At 41.9% G+C, this 13,730-nt stretch carries 13 protein-coding genes; 12 read left to right on the plus strand and 1 reads right to left on the minus strand.

Annotated features, from left to right (window positions below; genetic code table 11):
- Positions 1 to 13: 13 nt before the first annotated feature.
- Positions 14 to 202 carry a hypothetical protein gene (locus E1160_RS11360; protein ID WP_155155279.1) on the minus strand — a complete coding sequence of 63 codons (189 nt, stop codon included), beginning with the start codon at positions 200 to 202 and terminating at the stop codon, positions 14 to 16.
- A gap of 85 nt (positions 203 to 287) precedes the next feature.
- Here E1160_RS11360 and E1160_RS11365 point away from each other — a divergent pair, with 85 nt between their 5' ends.
- From E1160_RS11365 to E1160_RS11420, 12 genes are all read left to right on the plus strand, one after another.
- The gene (locus tag E1160_RS11365) at positions 288 to 809 is read left to right on the plus strand and encodes a CBS domain-containing protein (RefSeq protein ID WP_155155280.1); all 522 of its coding nucleotides are present in this window, start codon (positions 288 to 290) and stop codon (positions 807 to 809) included.
- 330 nt (positions 810 to 1,139) lie between these two features.
- Positions 1,140 to 2,015 (plus strand): LysR family transcriptional regulator, encoded by an 876-nt coding sequence (locus E1160_RS11370; RefSeq protein WP_155155281.1) that lies wholly within the window; start codon positions 1,140 to 1,142, stop codon positions 2,013 to 2,015.
- 150 nt (positions 2,016 to 2,165) lie between these two features.
- On the plus strand, positions 2,166 to 3,617 hold the full coding sequence (locus tag E1160_RS11375) for an aldehyde dehydrogenase family protein (RefSeq protein WP_155155282.1): 1,452 nt from the start codon (positions 2,166 to 2,168) through the stop codon (positions 3,615 to 3,617).
- A gap of 18 nt (positions 3,618 to 3,635) precedes the next feature.
- Entirely contained in the window at positions 3,636 to 4,628 is a 993-nt protein-coding gene (locus tag E1160_RS11380) for a membrane dipeptidase (protein ID WP_155155283.1), read from the plus strand.
- A gap of 3 nt (positions 4,629 to 4,631) precedes the next feature.
- Positions 4,632 to 6,332 (plus strand): hypothetical protein, encoded by a 1,701-nt coding sequence (locus E1160_RS11385; protein WP_155155284.1) that lies wholly within the window; start codon positions 4,632 to 4,634, stop codon positions 6,330 to 6,332.
- Positions 6,329 to 6,976: a DUF3726 domain-containing protein gene (locus E1160_RS11390; RefSeq protein WP_155155285.1), complete on the plus strand. Its 648-nt coding sequence runs from the start codon at positions 6,329 to 6,331 to the stop codon at positions 6,974 to 6,976. The genes E1160_RS11385 and E1160_RS11390 overlap by 4 nt, the downstream gene beginning before the upstream one ends.
- A 16-nt stretch (positions 6,977 to 6,992) precedes the next feature.
- Complete coding sequence (locus E1160_RS11395) at positions 6,993 to 7,994, plus strand: Ldh family oxidoreductase (RefSeq protein WP_155155286.1); 1,002 nt, start codon at positions 6,993 to 6,995, stop codon at positions 7,992 to 7,994.
- Positions 7,995 to 8,214: 220 nt separating this feature from the next.
- On the plus strand, positions 8,215 to 9,522 hold the full coding sequence (locus tag E1160_RS11400; protein WP_155155287.1) for an extracellular solute-binding protein: 1,308 nt from the start codon (positions 8,215 to 8,217) through the stop codon (positions 9,520 to 9,522).
- Between the two features lie 78 nt (positions 9,523 to 9,600).
- Positions 9,601 to 10,482 (plus strand): ABC transporter permease subunit, encoded by an 882-nt coding sequence (locus E1160_RS11405; RefSeq protein WP_155155288.1) that lies wholly within the window; start codon positions 9,601 to 9,603, stop codon positions 10,480 to 10,482.
- A 10-nt stretch (positions 10,483 to 10,492) separates the two neighbouring features.
- Positions 10,493 to 11,404, plus strand: coding sequence for a sn-glycerol-3-phosphate ABC transporter permease UgpE (ugpE, locus tag E1160_RS11410; RefSeq protein WP_155155289.1), 912 nt, complete (start codon positions 10,493 to 10,495; stop codon positions 11,402 to 11,404).
- Between the two features lie 14 nt (positions 11,405 to 11,418).
- Positions 11,419 to 12,483 carry a sn-glycerol-3-phosphate ABC transporter ATP-binding protein UgpC gene (ugpC, locus tag E1160_RS11415; RefSeq protein WP_155155290.1) on the plus strand — a complete coding sequence of 355 codons (1,065 nt, stop codon included), beginning with the start codon at positions 11,419 to 11,421 and terminating at the stop codon, positions 12,481 to 12,483.
- Positions 12,480 to 13,478, plus strand: coding sequence for an endonuclease/exonuclease/phosphatase family protein (locus tag E1160_RS11420; RefSeq protein ID WP_155155291.1), 999 nt, complete (start codon positions 12,480 to 12,482; stop codon positions 13,476 to 13,478). The genes ugpC and E1160_RS11420 overlap by 4 nt, the downstream gene beginning before the upstream one ends.
- Positions 13,479 to 13,730 lie beyond the last annotated feature (252 nt).

The following is a 13,730-nucleotide window of genomic DNA, read 5'->3' on the forward strand; positions in this document are numbered from 1 at the left end:
ATAGAGGCCTACACTAGATTGGACTCTGAGCCCCCACAGGCGTAAAACCAACAATCAATAAACCCGCTGCGGCAATTAAACCGAAAAGCCAGAGCTGCCATTTTGGACCTTCTGCTTTCCAGACACGTCGATATTGGAAGCCTGCAAGACAGGCGATCACAAAGATAATAGTGGCGCTTAAAGATGTAAGGGTGACTGTCATCTTAAAGAAACTCTTCCCTGAAAAGTGAATTTGGCTTTATACTCATAAGCATAGTAAGTGTGACAATCAAGTGAGGAGGATCTACATGCCTGTCTCTTTTCAAGCACCAAAAAGGGGTGATAAAGACAAGAACAAGACCGTTAGCCAGTCAAATGAAAGTAATCTGGCCCAAGATACAGCCACCGTTCAAGACGTATTGACCAAGAAAGGCGATACTGTTTTTTCCATTCGACCAGAAGATACATTAGGTCAGGCTGTGGAACTTTTAAGTGAAAAACACATCGGTGCCCTCGTCGTAACAGACGCCAATGGTGAATTAAAGGGTATTCTTTCTGAACGCGATATTGTACGTAAACTCGCCCAGACACCGGGCAAAACACTTCCCCATAAAACCGAACAGGTCATGACCAGCAATGTTGAAACCTGTACCCGTCAAGAAAGCCTTATTTCCGTACTTTCACGCATGACTGAAGGGCGCTTCCGCCATATGCCTGTCGTGGAAAACAACCGTTTATTTGGCATTGTTACCATAGGTGATGTGGTCAATTACCGCTTGGTTGAACTGGAATATGAAGCCTTACAGCTTAAACAACTTGTTGTTGGGTAACGCATTTTACCTTTGGATAAGACAAATTACTGATTATCCAAATTGAAATTTATTCTATCAATCGGGTTCTTATAGTCAGTTCTGGATGGAGAGGGTCATGTGACCCTCATCCACATCAAACAAAGGACTGAATGCAGAAACTGTCTCTCTCGATTCTTGAGGTATTCCTGAAGATCTAAGTGCGGAAACACTTTCTTCTCTGCCTATCAACATCAACAAAGCTTTGAATAAATATCATATACTCAATCTGGTTGGCATTAAATTTTCCAATGACACATCAATAAATCTGAAATAAAATACACTATATTTCAGTTTTTCAGGAATTGCCGCATGAATATTAAGATCTCAGTTTTGAAAATGTTTATCGCTGTCGTAGAGGCTGGTAACATTCATGATGCTGCTGAAAAAGTAGGGCGGTCCGCTTCAGCAGTTTCTACGGCTTTAAAATTGCTGGAAGAAGAAGTAGGCGGTACCTTATTTGAAACCGACCGTAAAAACCAGTTAACGCCACTTGGGCAATATCTTTATGATACTTCATTGATACAAGTAGGCGGATATGAAAAAGCTTTGTTAAATGTACAAGCCTTTGCCAAGGGACATCTTGGACAAGTACAGGTTGCTTCTATCCCCTCAGTCGCAACATCCCTAATGCCTAAAGCTCTAAAAGAGTTTAAAAAAGAATATCCGCATGTGGATATTGAGTTATGGGATATGGACACTGCCACAATCGCCCGTTGGGTCGAACAAGGAAAATTGGATTTCGGTATTGGTGGCATCCCAAATAATCCAAAAGTAGAATTTGATCCAATTTATGATGATGAACTGGTTCTCGTCTTTCCTAAAAGCTTTCCCATCAACATTCCCGATGACTCCATAGATATTCGAAGCCTGTTTTCATTTCCTTGTATTACCAACGGAATTATTGCCACATCAACTGATGAAATGTTGCAGGAATTTCATAATGCATCCCGCATGAATGTGCATAATACATCCTCTATTTTGGCTTTAGTCGCTGCTGGAGTTGGCTTGACAGTGTTACCCCGTCTTTCAGTGGCAATGGACATTCCGGGTATCGATATTTGCAAGGTCAATTTGACAGAAAACACCCGACCCGTTGGATTGATTACAAATCCGACACGCCCAGCAACGCCTGTTTCGGATTTATTCCTGACGCATTTTAAAAATCAAACCCAATCTAAAACTTAATCATAAACTGGTGTTTTGATTTCTATTTTTGAGTTGTGTAAATTTCACTTCAATAAAATTGAAAGTAAATACAATTTTATTCCATTGAATTAAATTCCTAACTACCTTTTTATCAAACTTAACTTTTCATACGAATTTTGAGAGATAAAAATGTCAGAAATATATCGCAACTTCATTGCAGGTGAATGGGCAACAAGTAACAACGCAATTGACAACATTAACCCTTCAGATATTTCTGATGTGATTGGGCAATACGCTCAAGCATCTGCAGCGCAACTTCAAGAAACAATTGAAGTAGCAAAGCAAGCACAAAAAGAATGGCAAGCAACCAGCCTAGAAAAACGCCAAACTGTCTTAAATAAAATCGGCGAAGAAATGATGGCGCGAAGTGCAGAGCTTGGCGAACTGTTAGCACGTGAAGAAGGTAAGCCACGCGCAGAAGGCGTTGGTGAAGTCTATCGCGCAGGCCAATTCTTTACTTATTACGCAGCGGAAGTTTTACGCCAAATCGGTGAAAATGCAGATTCCGTACGTGATGGTGTAGAAGTAGACATCCGTCGTGAACCCATGGGTCTTGTAGGTGTTATTTCACCTTGGAACTTCCCAACAGCAACAGCCAGTTGGAAAATCGCACCGGCATTAGCTTACGGCAATGCGGTGATCTGGAAGCCTGCGAACTTGACCCCTGCAAGTGCGTGGGCCTTAACTGAAATCATTTCTCGTCAGGATATCCCGAAAGGCTTGTTCAGCTTAGTGATGGGATCTGGTGCAGAAATTGGTCAAAACCTGATTGAACATCCAGAAATCAATGCGATTTCTTTCACAGGCTCCTATCAAGTTGGTAAAACGATTGCCCGTGCTTCCGCGGAAAATTTCACCAAGTTCCAATTGGAACTTGGATCTAAAAACGCCCTTCTGGTTATGGATGATGCGGATTTGGATATTGCAATCCCAGCGGCTGCTGGCGGTGCGTTTGGCGGGACGGGTCAAAAATGTACAGCTTCTTCTCGCTTAATCGTTCATGAGTCCATTCATGATCAATTTGTAGAACGCATGTTAGACGCCACAAAAGCATTTAAAGTTGGTCATGCTTTGGCAGACGGCACCCAGCTTGGTCCTGTTGCAAGTGAAGCACAATTAAACGCCAACCTTGATTATATGAAGCTAGCCGCAGAAGAAGGTTGTGAGATTGCCTATGGTGGTGAGCGTTTAAGCCTTGAACATGACGGCTTCTATATGTCCCCAGCCCTATTATTGGGCGGCAACAATCAAATGCGCGTGAATCGCGAAGAAATGTTTGCCCCAGCAACATGTGTGATCAAAGTAGGCAGCTATGAGGAAGGATTGGCAACAGTCAATGACACAGATTACGGCCTAACAGCAGGTATCATTACTCAATCTTTGGCAAAGGCGACCCATTTCCGTCGCCATGCAGAAACAGGATGTGTCATGGTAAATCTGCCAACAGCTGGTACTGATTATCATGTTCCATTTGGTGGTCGGAAAAATTCTAGCTATGGGTCCCGTGAACAAGGGAAATACGCAGAAGAATTCTATACACAAGTGAAAACATCTTACATTTTCTCTGGTTCACCATTCTAAAAAGACGGGATGTGGGAAATGGGACAAACACCACTGATCATTGACGCGTTACAGTATAATAACTGGTCCGAAGATATCTTTAAGCAAATGCGTGAAGGCGAAGTTTCTGCCGTTCATATCACCATCGCTTATCATGAAGATTTTGCTGAGACCGTTGAAAATATGATCACTTGGAACAAATATTTTCAGAAATATTCTGATTATATTATCCATGGTAAAACTGCAGCCGATGTAAAACGTGCTAAAGCCGAAGGAAAGACTGCGATTATCTTCGGTTTTCAGAATTGTTCCCCAATTGAAGATGATATTGGATTGGTCAAAGTTCTACATGATCTTGGCGCACGTTTCATGCAACTTTCCTATAACAACCAAAGCCTCCTTGCGACTGGCTGTTATGAGGCAAATGACCCCGGCATTACCCGCATGGGACGTCAAGTTATTCGTGAAATGAACCGTGTGGGTTTGGTGGTTGATATGAGCCATTCTGCGGAACAATCAACGCTAGAAGCCATTGAACTTTCCGAACGCCCTATCGCTATCACCCATGCCAATCCATCCTTCTGGTTTGAAGCTTTACGCAATAAATCAAATACCGTGATTAGTGCTTTATCAGAAAGTGGCGGGATGCTTGGTTTTTCCATGTATCCCCATCATTTAAAAGATAAATCCAATTGCAGTCTGGAAAGCTTCTGCCAGATGATTGCAGATAGTGCTGAGAAATTTGGCGTCGATCATATCGGGTTTGGTAGCGATTTATGCCAAAACCAACCCGATAGTGTGGTAGAATGGATGCGAAATGGCACATGGACAAATGAAATGGATTATGGTGAAGGCAGCAAATCTGCCGCAGGTTTTCCTGATCAACCGGATTGGTTTCAAGACAACCGAGGCTTTAAAAATATAATAAAAGGCCTGTCCACCGTTGGATTTAACGACGAAGAAATCGCAAAAATCGCGGGTAAAAATTGGCTGTCATTCTTTGAAAAATCATTTTCTGCCAAGGAAAGCTAAGAAATGGCGACAGAACAACAAAAAGCGTCAAAAAGAATAGGGAAACGGCCGGCTGCCGAAATTTTAACATTAAAGAAAATGGGCACATCATTTTCTTCTCGCCTCAGTTTCATGAGAAATCTGATCCGTAAAATTCATACCCAGAAATGGAAATTGGAACGTAGAGAATTTAACATAAACTCAGATGGTTTTGGGCACGCAGTTTATACAGCACATACTGGTGAAAGAGCCTATTCACTGGTCGTCTTCACCCATGATTTACCGCCTGAAAAACGTACCGACCGTGTCATCGCAGAGGCATGGGATGCGACATTTAATCTGTTTGACGGGATTCCATCCGGCGACGATATCGAACGTTTGTCTCAAAATACACCAAAACAGGAAGCTGGACGATTTAGTCAAAAAGAACTTGTACTTGGTCGGGCAAATAAAAGCCTACGTATGTTTGCAACGATGTTGGAATGTTTAAAAGCTGGACAACAACCAAATATTGATGATGTCGCTGCAGTTGGATATTTGATGCGTACAACGGCTGTTTATGGCAGTGGAAAATTTGGCTGTGCTGATCGTTCTGCCACTGATGGGCGTGCAGAGATTCAATCATCTTTTCATGCTGAGATGTTGGCTGTCTATCTATTTCGCAGTTTTACAATTGACCTGATTGACCATATTGCAAAAACCCAAGCACCTGATACAGCTGTTGCTCTGGATGATACGATCAAACGCTTCTTGGGAATTGGTAACTCAACAGGCCTAGGCATGGCACCGTTTTTATTAAAACATTCAAAATTGATGCATCAATGGGTGAACTTGAAAGAAGAGGCATTATGCCGTTGTCGCAACCAGTCTGTTAATCCATCAGCTGCTAAATCCAAATTACAAACCCTTATGCCTGTGGCTTTAAGACATCTGGATCAATGGAATGTGGAAGATCAAACACAAACCTCAGATATCCTAAAGTTACGCAGCGATATTCATACCTTTAATCACTGGATAAATGGAAATGACACGGCATCCAATCAATATTGGAATGACATCTATATTTTTGCAGCAAACAATCTTTGCATCGAAGCGCTCTCTTTTATTGAAAGCTTGATCATCGAATGTAATGGCGATTTGGTCGATGAGTTAGCAGATCAAATGTTTGAAGCGCAAGGTAAGGATTTTGACCCGACAATGTCTTTGTCTCAAATTCAGGACTTCCTCCATACACATTATGCCTGGGTTGATGATATAGATTTTGCGACTGACAGTAATAACGCCATGTTCTGGTATTATTCCGAAGAAAAGTTAGAACCACGTTTTGGCAGTCGTGCCGAAGTACCCGGTGCAGAGTTAGAAATGCCTTTGGCTATTGCGCGTGATGTAGTCGCCTTAAAAGCAGCTATTAAAGATCTAAATCAAGAAATCACCGTTGCTGATTTTTTAATGGAACATGATGAATTTCGCCATGTGGTTCGACGTATTCAAACCGTTGCCAATTATCCTTATGGTGAAGTCTATGACAATTTGATCAGTGATGAGACACGACCAATCGACTTATTGCGCTTCAAACTTGCCTTCTTCGGTGCCAATAAATTTGACCCAAAATCAAGTCTTTGGACACGTATTAATATGTATCAAGGCGCCCCTCTTTTGGATGAAATCTTGGATGTGAATCCAGATTCATGGGCTTATCCAGTTAAGCCGGAGGTAAACTCATGACAGATACATTTGGTCCAGTTTCATTAAGCGAATTGATGTTCTTTACAAGCCGCGCGGCCTTTGGGGCCGGATGTTCCTATGGTATTGCAGAAGATGTAGCGACAGCCGCTGTTTGGTTCGCGAAACAAGGAATTGACCCTACAGGTCCACTGGCGAGAGCATTAGATACCGTTTTTGACAGCCCATCATCCACAGAGTTACAAAAAAGCGAATTGGAAGGCCAGATAAAGCTGTCCGCCAAATCAGGTTCTGTAACATCTGCGATTTACGCAGGTGTCATTGCAAGTGATCAATTAGCTCTCATAAATGGCGATAAAAACCGGGCAATAAGAATTGAAAACGTAGAGTCTCCAGCCTTAGTTGAAGCTTTTATAAAAGCACTTAGCCCGATAGGAACTTTAGTGAAACTTTCTGCTTCAGAGGATATTAATAATCCACAGACCGGCGATTTAACTATTTCCACAGATCAAGTGGTTGAATTGAATAAAAGTCAAACACATACCTCCTTAAATGATCATCATAATATATTGGTAAGCCAATCGGGATGGGATGGCATTCTAAAACATTTCAAAAATAGCCTAGTAGAAGCAACGGAAGCATCTCGTCTCAGCGGTGCTGGTGCAGGCTTGGTAGATACAGATTAAGTAACGGATAAAAATAATGGCAAAATTAACTGCAACAGAAATTGAATCATTGGCGTTTGATGCTTTGTTAGGTGCGGGTACGAATGAGACATCTGCGCGTTCCATGGCGCGTGCCGCCGCAGCCGCAGAAGTCGATGGTATTCGTAGCCATGGATTGGTTTATATCCCGATTTATTGTGAACATGTGAGATGTGGCAAAGTCATTGGCAATGCATTACCGGAGGTCAAACAGACTGCAGCTTCGTCTATCCATGTAAACGCTAATAGCGGTTTCGCACATCCTGCAATTGATGCGGGTTTTGAAAAACTGATTCCTGCGGCAAAAGAAAACGGTATTGCCGCTCTTGGAATCTATAACTCTTATAATTGCGGTGTCTTAGCCTATCATGCTGAAACGCTCGCAAAAGAAGGACTTGTGGCGCTTTGCTTTACCAACGCACCAGCATCAATTGCACCTGTGGGTGGAAAAAAACCTGTCATAGGTACCAACCCGTATTCCTTGGCCATTCCGGGGGAAGATGGGGAAGCAGCTTTTGTCATTGATCAATCTGCAAGTGTCATTGCTAAAAGCGAAATTAATCTTCATGCCCGTGAAGATAAGCCGATCCCAGAAGGTTGGGCATTTGATGCAGAAGGAAACCCAACGACAGACCCACATGCTGCATTAAAAGGCAGTATGGCACCAAGCGGTGGATATAAAGGATTTGGCAATGGTTTGATGGTAGAGATTTTTGCCGCGGCATTATCCGGTGCGTTCTTGGGTAAAGATGCAAGCCCATTTGCAGGTACGGCTGGTGGTCCACCAAAGACAGGACAATTCTTTATCGCAATCTCGCCTCAACATTTTTCCGGCGAGTTGTTCGCAGAACGCGTAACAGATTTATGTAGAGCTATAACAGATCAAGACGGTGCACGCCTTCCGGGATCACGCCGCAAGAACAATCGCATTGAAAATCAAGATGATGGCGTTGAAGTCAATGATGATCTGATCGAGAAAATCAAATCTTTCAATTCGTAATCGTTATAACAATCCCTCAAACTAAAAAGTTTGGGGGATTATTTTGTGTTACAGTTTTATGAAAACGAAACCCATACGAAACCATAAGGTGATCTTTTTCATAATATTGTCATAAAAAACGAAACTATTCATCACGTATCTGTCACCAAGTTTTCGTGAAGCTCTCCTATAAGAAGCGATCTTTTATGCAAAAATGATTCTTCTCTCGGGAGTTACGACAATGAAATTTAAAAATATAGCTGCAGCTGCAGCGATCGCTTGGGGCTCGGTTGCAAGCGCAGCAGCATATGCCGAAACCGAAATTACTTGGTGGCATGCAATGGGTGGTCAATTAGGTGAAACAGTTAACCAAATCGCCGCTGATTTTAACGCATCACAAAATGATTACAAAATCACACCTGTCTATAAAGGTGGCTATGAAGAAACATTAACTGCAGGAATCGCCTCTTTCCGCGCAGGCGAACAGCCAAATATCCTACAAGTTTTTGATGCAGGCGCAGCTACAGTAATCGCAGCAAAAGGTGCAGTCCTTCCTGTTCAAGATTTGTTGAACGAAAATGGCGGTAATTTCGATATCAATGATTATATTGCTGGCGTCCGCTATTTCTATGCCGACGCAAATGGTAAAATGATCGGAATGCCATTTAACTCTTCTACACCAGTATTATACTATAATGAAGAAGCACTAAAAAAAGCTGGTGTTACAGCACCGAAAACATGGGAAGAATTTGAAACAAAAACCGGCCCAGCTTTGAAAGCCGCTGGTTATGTGCCATTGAGCCAGTCTCACCTGCCGTGGATTTTCACAGAGAATTTCTTCTCTCGCCACGACCTACAATTTGCGTCTGACAATAACGGTTATGACAGCACAAATGTTGAAATCAAAGTCAACCATCCTGCAATCAAAGATCATTTCACCGCTTTGAAAAAATGGAAAGATGAAGGTATCTTTGGTTTCTATGGCGCAAGCTGGGGTGATAACCAAAAACCATTCGCAGAAGGCAAAGTTGCAATGTGGTTAGGTTCTTCTGGCTCTTTTGGTGGTTTGTTGCAAACTGCTGAATTCCCGTTCTCTTCTGCGATGCTTCCATATTGGGAGAAAGTAACAAAATCTCCTAAGCAAACATTCATCGGTGGTGCAGCTCTATTTGCAATGTCCGGTAAATCTGATGCAGAAAACAAAGCAACAGCTGAATTCTTCAAATATTTAACATCTGCAACTGCACAATATGACTGGCATAAAGCAACAGGTTATGTGCCAATCACAGAAGCTGCTTATGAATTGGCGAAAAAAGATGGTCATTATGACCGTTTCCCAGCTGCTGAAACAGGTATCAAACAATTGTCTTTGCCTGCTGGTGAATGGACAAAAGGTTACCGTATGGGTTTCTACGTACAAATTCGTGACGTTATGAACCGTGAATATGGTCGTATCCTATCTGGTGAAGCTGATGCTGAAGAAGCTTTCAAAAATATCGAAGAAGAAGCCAACAAATTGTTGAGCCGCTTCGCAGATACAACAAGCTAAGCTTTTAAAGACCTGATAAATGCCGATGGTAGCAATACCGTCGGCATTTACCTTATTTTCGGACTGGATGTTTAAACCATGAAACGGGCCAATTTTTCTAATCCTTGGATGCCGCTCCTATTCTTATTGCCGCAACTTTCGATCATTGCGATTTTCTTTTATTATCCCGCTGTGCAAGCGATGCAATCTTCCTTTTATCTGGAAGATCCATTTGGTTTTGGCTCTACTTTCGTAGGCCTAAGAAACTATGTTGAGACATTACTTTCCGATCAATATAGAAAAGCTGCGATCTTCACGGTCGTTTTTACATTTCTTGTAAGTTTTTTCTCTTTATCCATTTCCTTATTATTAGCTTACAAAGCTGACAAAGTTCTTCGAGGCGGCAGCACATATAAAACCTTATTGATGTGGGTATATGCTGTGGCGCCACCGGTGGCAGGCCTTTTAGGGGTTATGTATTTTGACCAAAGCTTTGGTTTATTTACCTATTTTGTTGCAGATTTTGGTTGGGATTTTAAATTAGGTGTTGATTACTATGACACAGCAACTGCGATGGTCGTCGTTGCTGTATGGAAGCAAGTACCCGTTAATTTCATCTTCTTCTTATCCGGCTTACAAAGTATTCCAAAATCAATCAATGAAGCAGCCTTAATTGATAATAATTCAGGTTTCAGCCGTTTCTGGACAATTACATTCCCGCTTCTTGCACCAACCGCCTTCTTCTTGCTTATCATCAACATAACTTATGCGTTGTTTGATACATTTGGCATTATCGACATGTTGGTCAAAGCGGTCCCTGCGAATAATCCAATGACCCTTGTTTACAAAGTTTATCTAGATGGTTTCCGCGGCAACGATCTTGGTGGGTCTTCTGCACAATCCGTCTTGTTGATGATACTCGTATTAATCCTGACCGTCTTCCAGTTCCGTCTGATAGAACGACGAATTCACTATACTTAGGAGACGACATATGACTGATATGACATCTGAAAATCCGGTTATTCTGTCTTCAAAAGAAAAACCAAAAGCGAAAAAATTAAAACTGAGCAGTATCATAGATCATTCCATTTTGATTATTGGCTCACTCTTCATGTTGATGCCGGTGCTTATGGCCTTCACCACATCCACACATGACCATGTAACCATTCATAAAGAAGGATTGATGCTTTCCATCGGCGATCAGTTTGCTGAAAATTATGGAGCCGCTATGTTTGAAAAGGGTGGCTTTACGGAAACTGTAGATGGCCTCACCATGTTAATGAATTCCCTAATCCTCGGAATTGGTTTTGCGGTCGGTAAGATTGTGATTTCTGTGTTGGCAGCTTACGCAATTGTTTATTTTAGATTGAAATTTGCCACGCTTGCTTTCTGGATCATCTTCACAACCCTTTTATTACCGCTAGAAGTTCGAATTTTACCTTCCTATGAGGTGGTTCACAGTTTTGGTTTATCCAATACCTATACAGGTTTGATCTTACCTTTGATTGCTTCCGCCACTGGTACTTTCTATTTCCGACAATTCTTTATGTCGGTACCGGATGAATTGGTAGAAGCCGCAAAAATTGACGGTGCGGGACCGTTTAAATTCTTAATTGATATCTTGGTACCTATTTCCAAAACAATGGTCGCAGCGATCTTCATCATCATGTTTGTTTTTGGGTGGAACCAATATCTATGGCCAGCCTTGATCACCACAGATGAGACCATGTTCACCATCATCCGTGGCATTCGCCAGATCATTCTGGCTTATGCAGAAGGCAACAATATTCCTGAGCATGGTCAAGCAATGGCCTTGGCTGTGATTGCTGTTTTACCCCCTGTCTTAATCGTTGTTTTCTTCCAGTCCTGGTTCGTAAAGGGCCTTGTGGAATCTGAGAAATAGAAGAAAGAATTCTCATGCAAGTTACATTAAAAAATATCACAAAAACTTATGGAAATAACGTGCAGGCTGTTAAGCCTGTAAACCTTGAAATCAACCAAGGAGAGTTGATTGTCCTGGTCGGTCCATCTGGTTGTGGCAAATCCACTATCTTACGCATGGTTGCAGGCCTTGAAGATATCACTGGTGGGGAATTGTATATTGGCGATCGCCAAGTCAATCATGTAGATCCTGCAGATCGCGATATCGCTATGGTTTTCCAGAATTACGCGCTTTATCCCCATATGTCTGTCGCCCAGAATATGGGATATGGATTAAAAAACCGTGGAGTTACAAAGGATGAGATCACTCAAAAAGTTCGTGATGCGGCGGATATTCTAAATCTTTCAGAGTTTTTGGATCGTAAACCAAGTCAGCTATCTGGTGGTCAACGTCAACGCGTGGCCATGGGGCGTGCAATTGTTCGCAATCCATCTCTATTCCTATTTGATGAACCCCTTTCCAATCTTGACGCAAAACTTCGTAATCAGATGCGTATTGAAATCAAGAAATTGCAGCGCCGTTTAGGGGTCACATCAATTTATGTCACCCATGATCAGGTTGAAGCCATGACTTTGGCAGATCGGATCGTTGTATTAAATGGAGGTGTGGTAGAACAAGTCGGAACACCAAGCGAGATTTACAACAATCCTGCAAGCTTATTCGTAGCGAGCTTTATGGGATCCCCACCAATGAACCTGATCAATCTTGCAAAGCCTGTAACGCATAAGAATGACAAAAATGAGCTCAAACTTGTGAACAAATTATTCGGCTCACAAGATCACAATAACATTCAGATCGGCATTCGCCCAGAAAAGGTACAATATACTTATGACGCGTCTGAGAACAGCTTACCATTCACCATCGACTATACCGAAGAATTAGGTGCAAGCCGTTTGATGCATGGTAAAATTGCAGATCAAAGTTTCATTTTGTCTGATACAAGTGAAACAGAAGTTAAAAGCAATAATATCCACTTAAGCTTTCCGGCTGAGGCGCTATATAAATTCGACAATGAAACAGGTCGGAAAATCGAACTATGACGCACACGCCTATCCTGCCTTCTTTGCCAAAAGTACCTGAAAATATATGCATGGATATCTTAGGTGCAGAGCGGACAGAAGAAATGCATCGCGGCTTCATGCAACAAATAGAGGCTATGGCAGTACTAGAGGGAGATTTGCATAAATCAAACAAACCTCTCTCTGACGACTTTAAGGTTTTATCTTGGAATTTGGAACGCTGCCTTTTTCCAGAGAAAGCCGCCGAGCTTATCGAAAAGCACAATCCATCTGTGATGTTGTTATCCGAAATGGATAGCGGTATGGCCCGCACGCAACAGGTGAATACAACGGCCAAATTAGCTGAGTTGCTTGGGATGAATTACCTTTATGGCCTTGAGTTCTTTGAGATGGATTTAGGGAGCGAAATTGAAGTTACCTTTTGTGAAGATGACTATAATCAATTCGGCTGGCATGGAAATGCGATCCTCACATCCGCCCCAATCAAAGAAGCCAAGCTTATTCGTTTAGATGACCATGGTCATTGGTTTTGCCCACAGGACAATAATACGGATGCCAATCAGCCGCGAGTTGGCGGGCGCCTTGCCATCGCGGCTATTATTGAAGTGGATGGACAAGATACTTGTTTTGTCTCAACCCATCTGGAAAGCAATGCCACAACAAAGCATCGCGAAGATCAGATGATGTTTCTGATTAAGGAAGTAGAGGCATTTGCCAAAAATATCCCTGTTTTGATTGCAGGTGATCTTAACACAGGCAACCACTTACCTAACGCTGATTGGACATTAGAAACCTTATTCCAAAAGGCAGAAATAAAAGGTTATAATTGGGAGCATAACGCTGAAGGCTTCACCACAAACCCCAGCCTGATCACGTTACATCCTGAACGCCAAATGAAACTGGATTGGTTTTGTATCAAACAACTGACCGCTTCTAATCCACAGATTGTTGAACCCTTTGATAATGAAACGCCTCTCTCTGATCATAAAGCAATTTCGTTAACTATACATAGATAAAAAATAGGGCCTTTAAGGCCCTATTTATCTATTTAAAGCTCATTTTAGCATTTCTTGATAACCAGCGGCTATATTCTTCCTGCACTGGAAGCTGAAAATGTAGTCGATCATGAATCTTCACATACGCACAGTCCTTTCATAACACTTGTCTTTGCAAAAACGCCTAATTTCTTTGATGAAACTCCATAAAATGTGAATTGTATTGATATATTTGTTAAAAGAACAAATTATCATCAATATTGAATTTCAATA

Origin of the sequence: Curvivirga aplysinae, assembly GCF_009711445.1 — a bacterium.
GTDB classification, from domain to species: domain Bacteria; phylum Pseudomonadota; class Alphaproteobacteria; order UBA8366; family Aestuariispiraceae; genus Curvivirga; species Curvivirga aplysinae.

Bases quoted from the DNA above. Each gene is read 5' to 3' on its own strand.
- E1160_RS11360 (WP_155155279.1), bottom strand. From the start codon at position 202: ATGACAGTCACCCTTACATCTTTAAGCGCCACTATTATCTTTGTGATC.
- E1160_RS11365 (WP_155155280.1), top strand. From the start codon at position 288: ATGCCTGTCTCTTTTCAAGCACCAAAAAGGGGTGATAAAGACAAGAAC.
- E1160_RS11370 (WP_155155281.1), top strand. From the start codon at position 1,140: ATGAATATTAAGATCTCAGTTTTGAAAATGTTTATCGCTGTCGTAGAG.
- E1160_RS11375 (WP_155155282.1), top strand. From the start codon at position 2,166: ATGTCAGAAATATATCGCAACTTCATTGCAGGTGAATGGGCAACAAGT.
- E1160_RS11380 (WP_155155283.1), top strand. From the start codon at position 3,636: ATGGGACAAACACCACTGATCATTGACGCGTTACAGTATAATAACTGG.
- E1160_RS11385 (WP_155155284.1), top strand. From the start codon at position 4,632: ATGGCGACAGAACAACAAAAAGCGTCAAAAAGAATAGGGAAACGGCCG.
- E1160_RS11390 (WP_155155285.1), top strand. From the start codon at position 6,329: ATGACAGATACATTTGGTCCAGTTTCATTAAGCGAATTGATGTTCTTT.
- E1160_RS11395 (WP_155155286.1), top strand. From the start codon at position 6,993: ATGGCAAAATTAACTGCAACAGAAATTGAATCATTGGCGTTTGATGCT.
- E1160_RS11400 (WP_155155287.1), top strand. From the start codon at position 8,215: ATGAAATTTAAAAATATAGCTGCAGCTGCAGCGATCGCTTGGGGCTCG.
- E1160_RS11405 (WP_155155288.1), top strand. From the start codon at position 9,601: ATGAAACGGGCCAATTTTTCTAATCCTTGGATGCCGCTCCTATTCTTA.
- ugpE (WP_155155289.1), top strand. From the start codon at position 10,493: ATGACTGATATGACATCTGAAAATCCGGTTATTCTGTCTTCAAAAGAA.
- ugpC (WP_155155290.1), top strand. From the start codon at position 11,419: ATGCAAGTTACATTAAAAAATATCACAAAAACTTATGGAAATAACGTG.
- E1160_RS11420 (WP_155155291.1), top strand. From the start codon at position 12,480: ATGACGCACACGCCTATCCTGCCTTCTTTGCCAAAAGTACCTGAAAAT.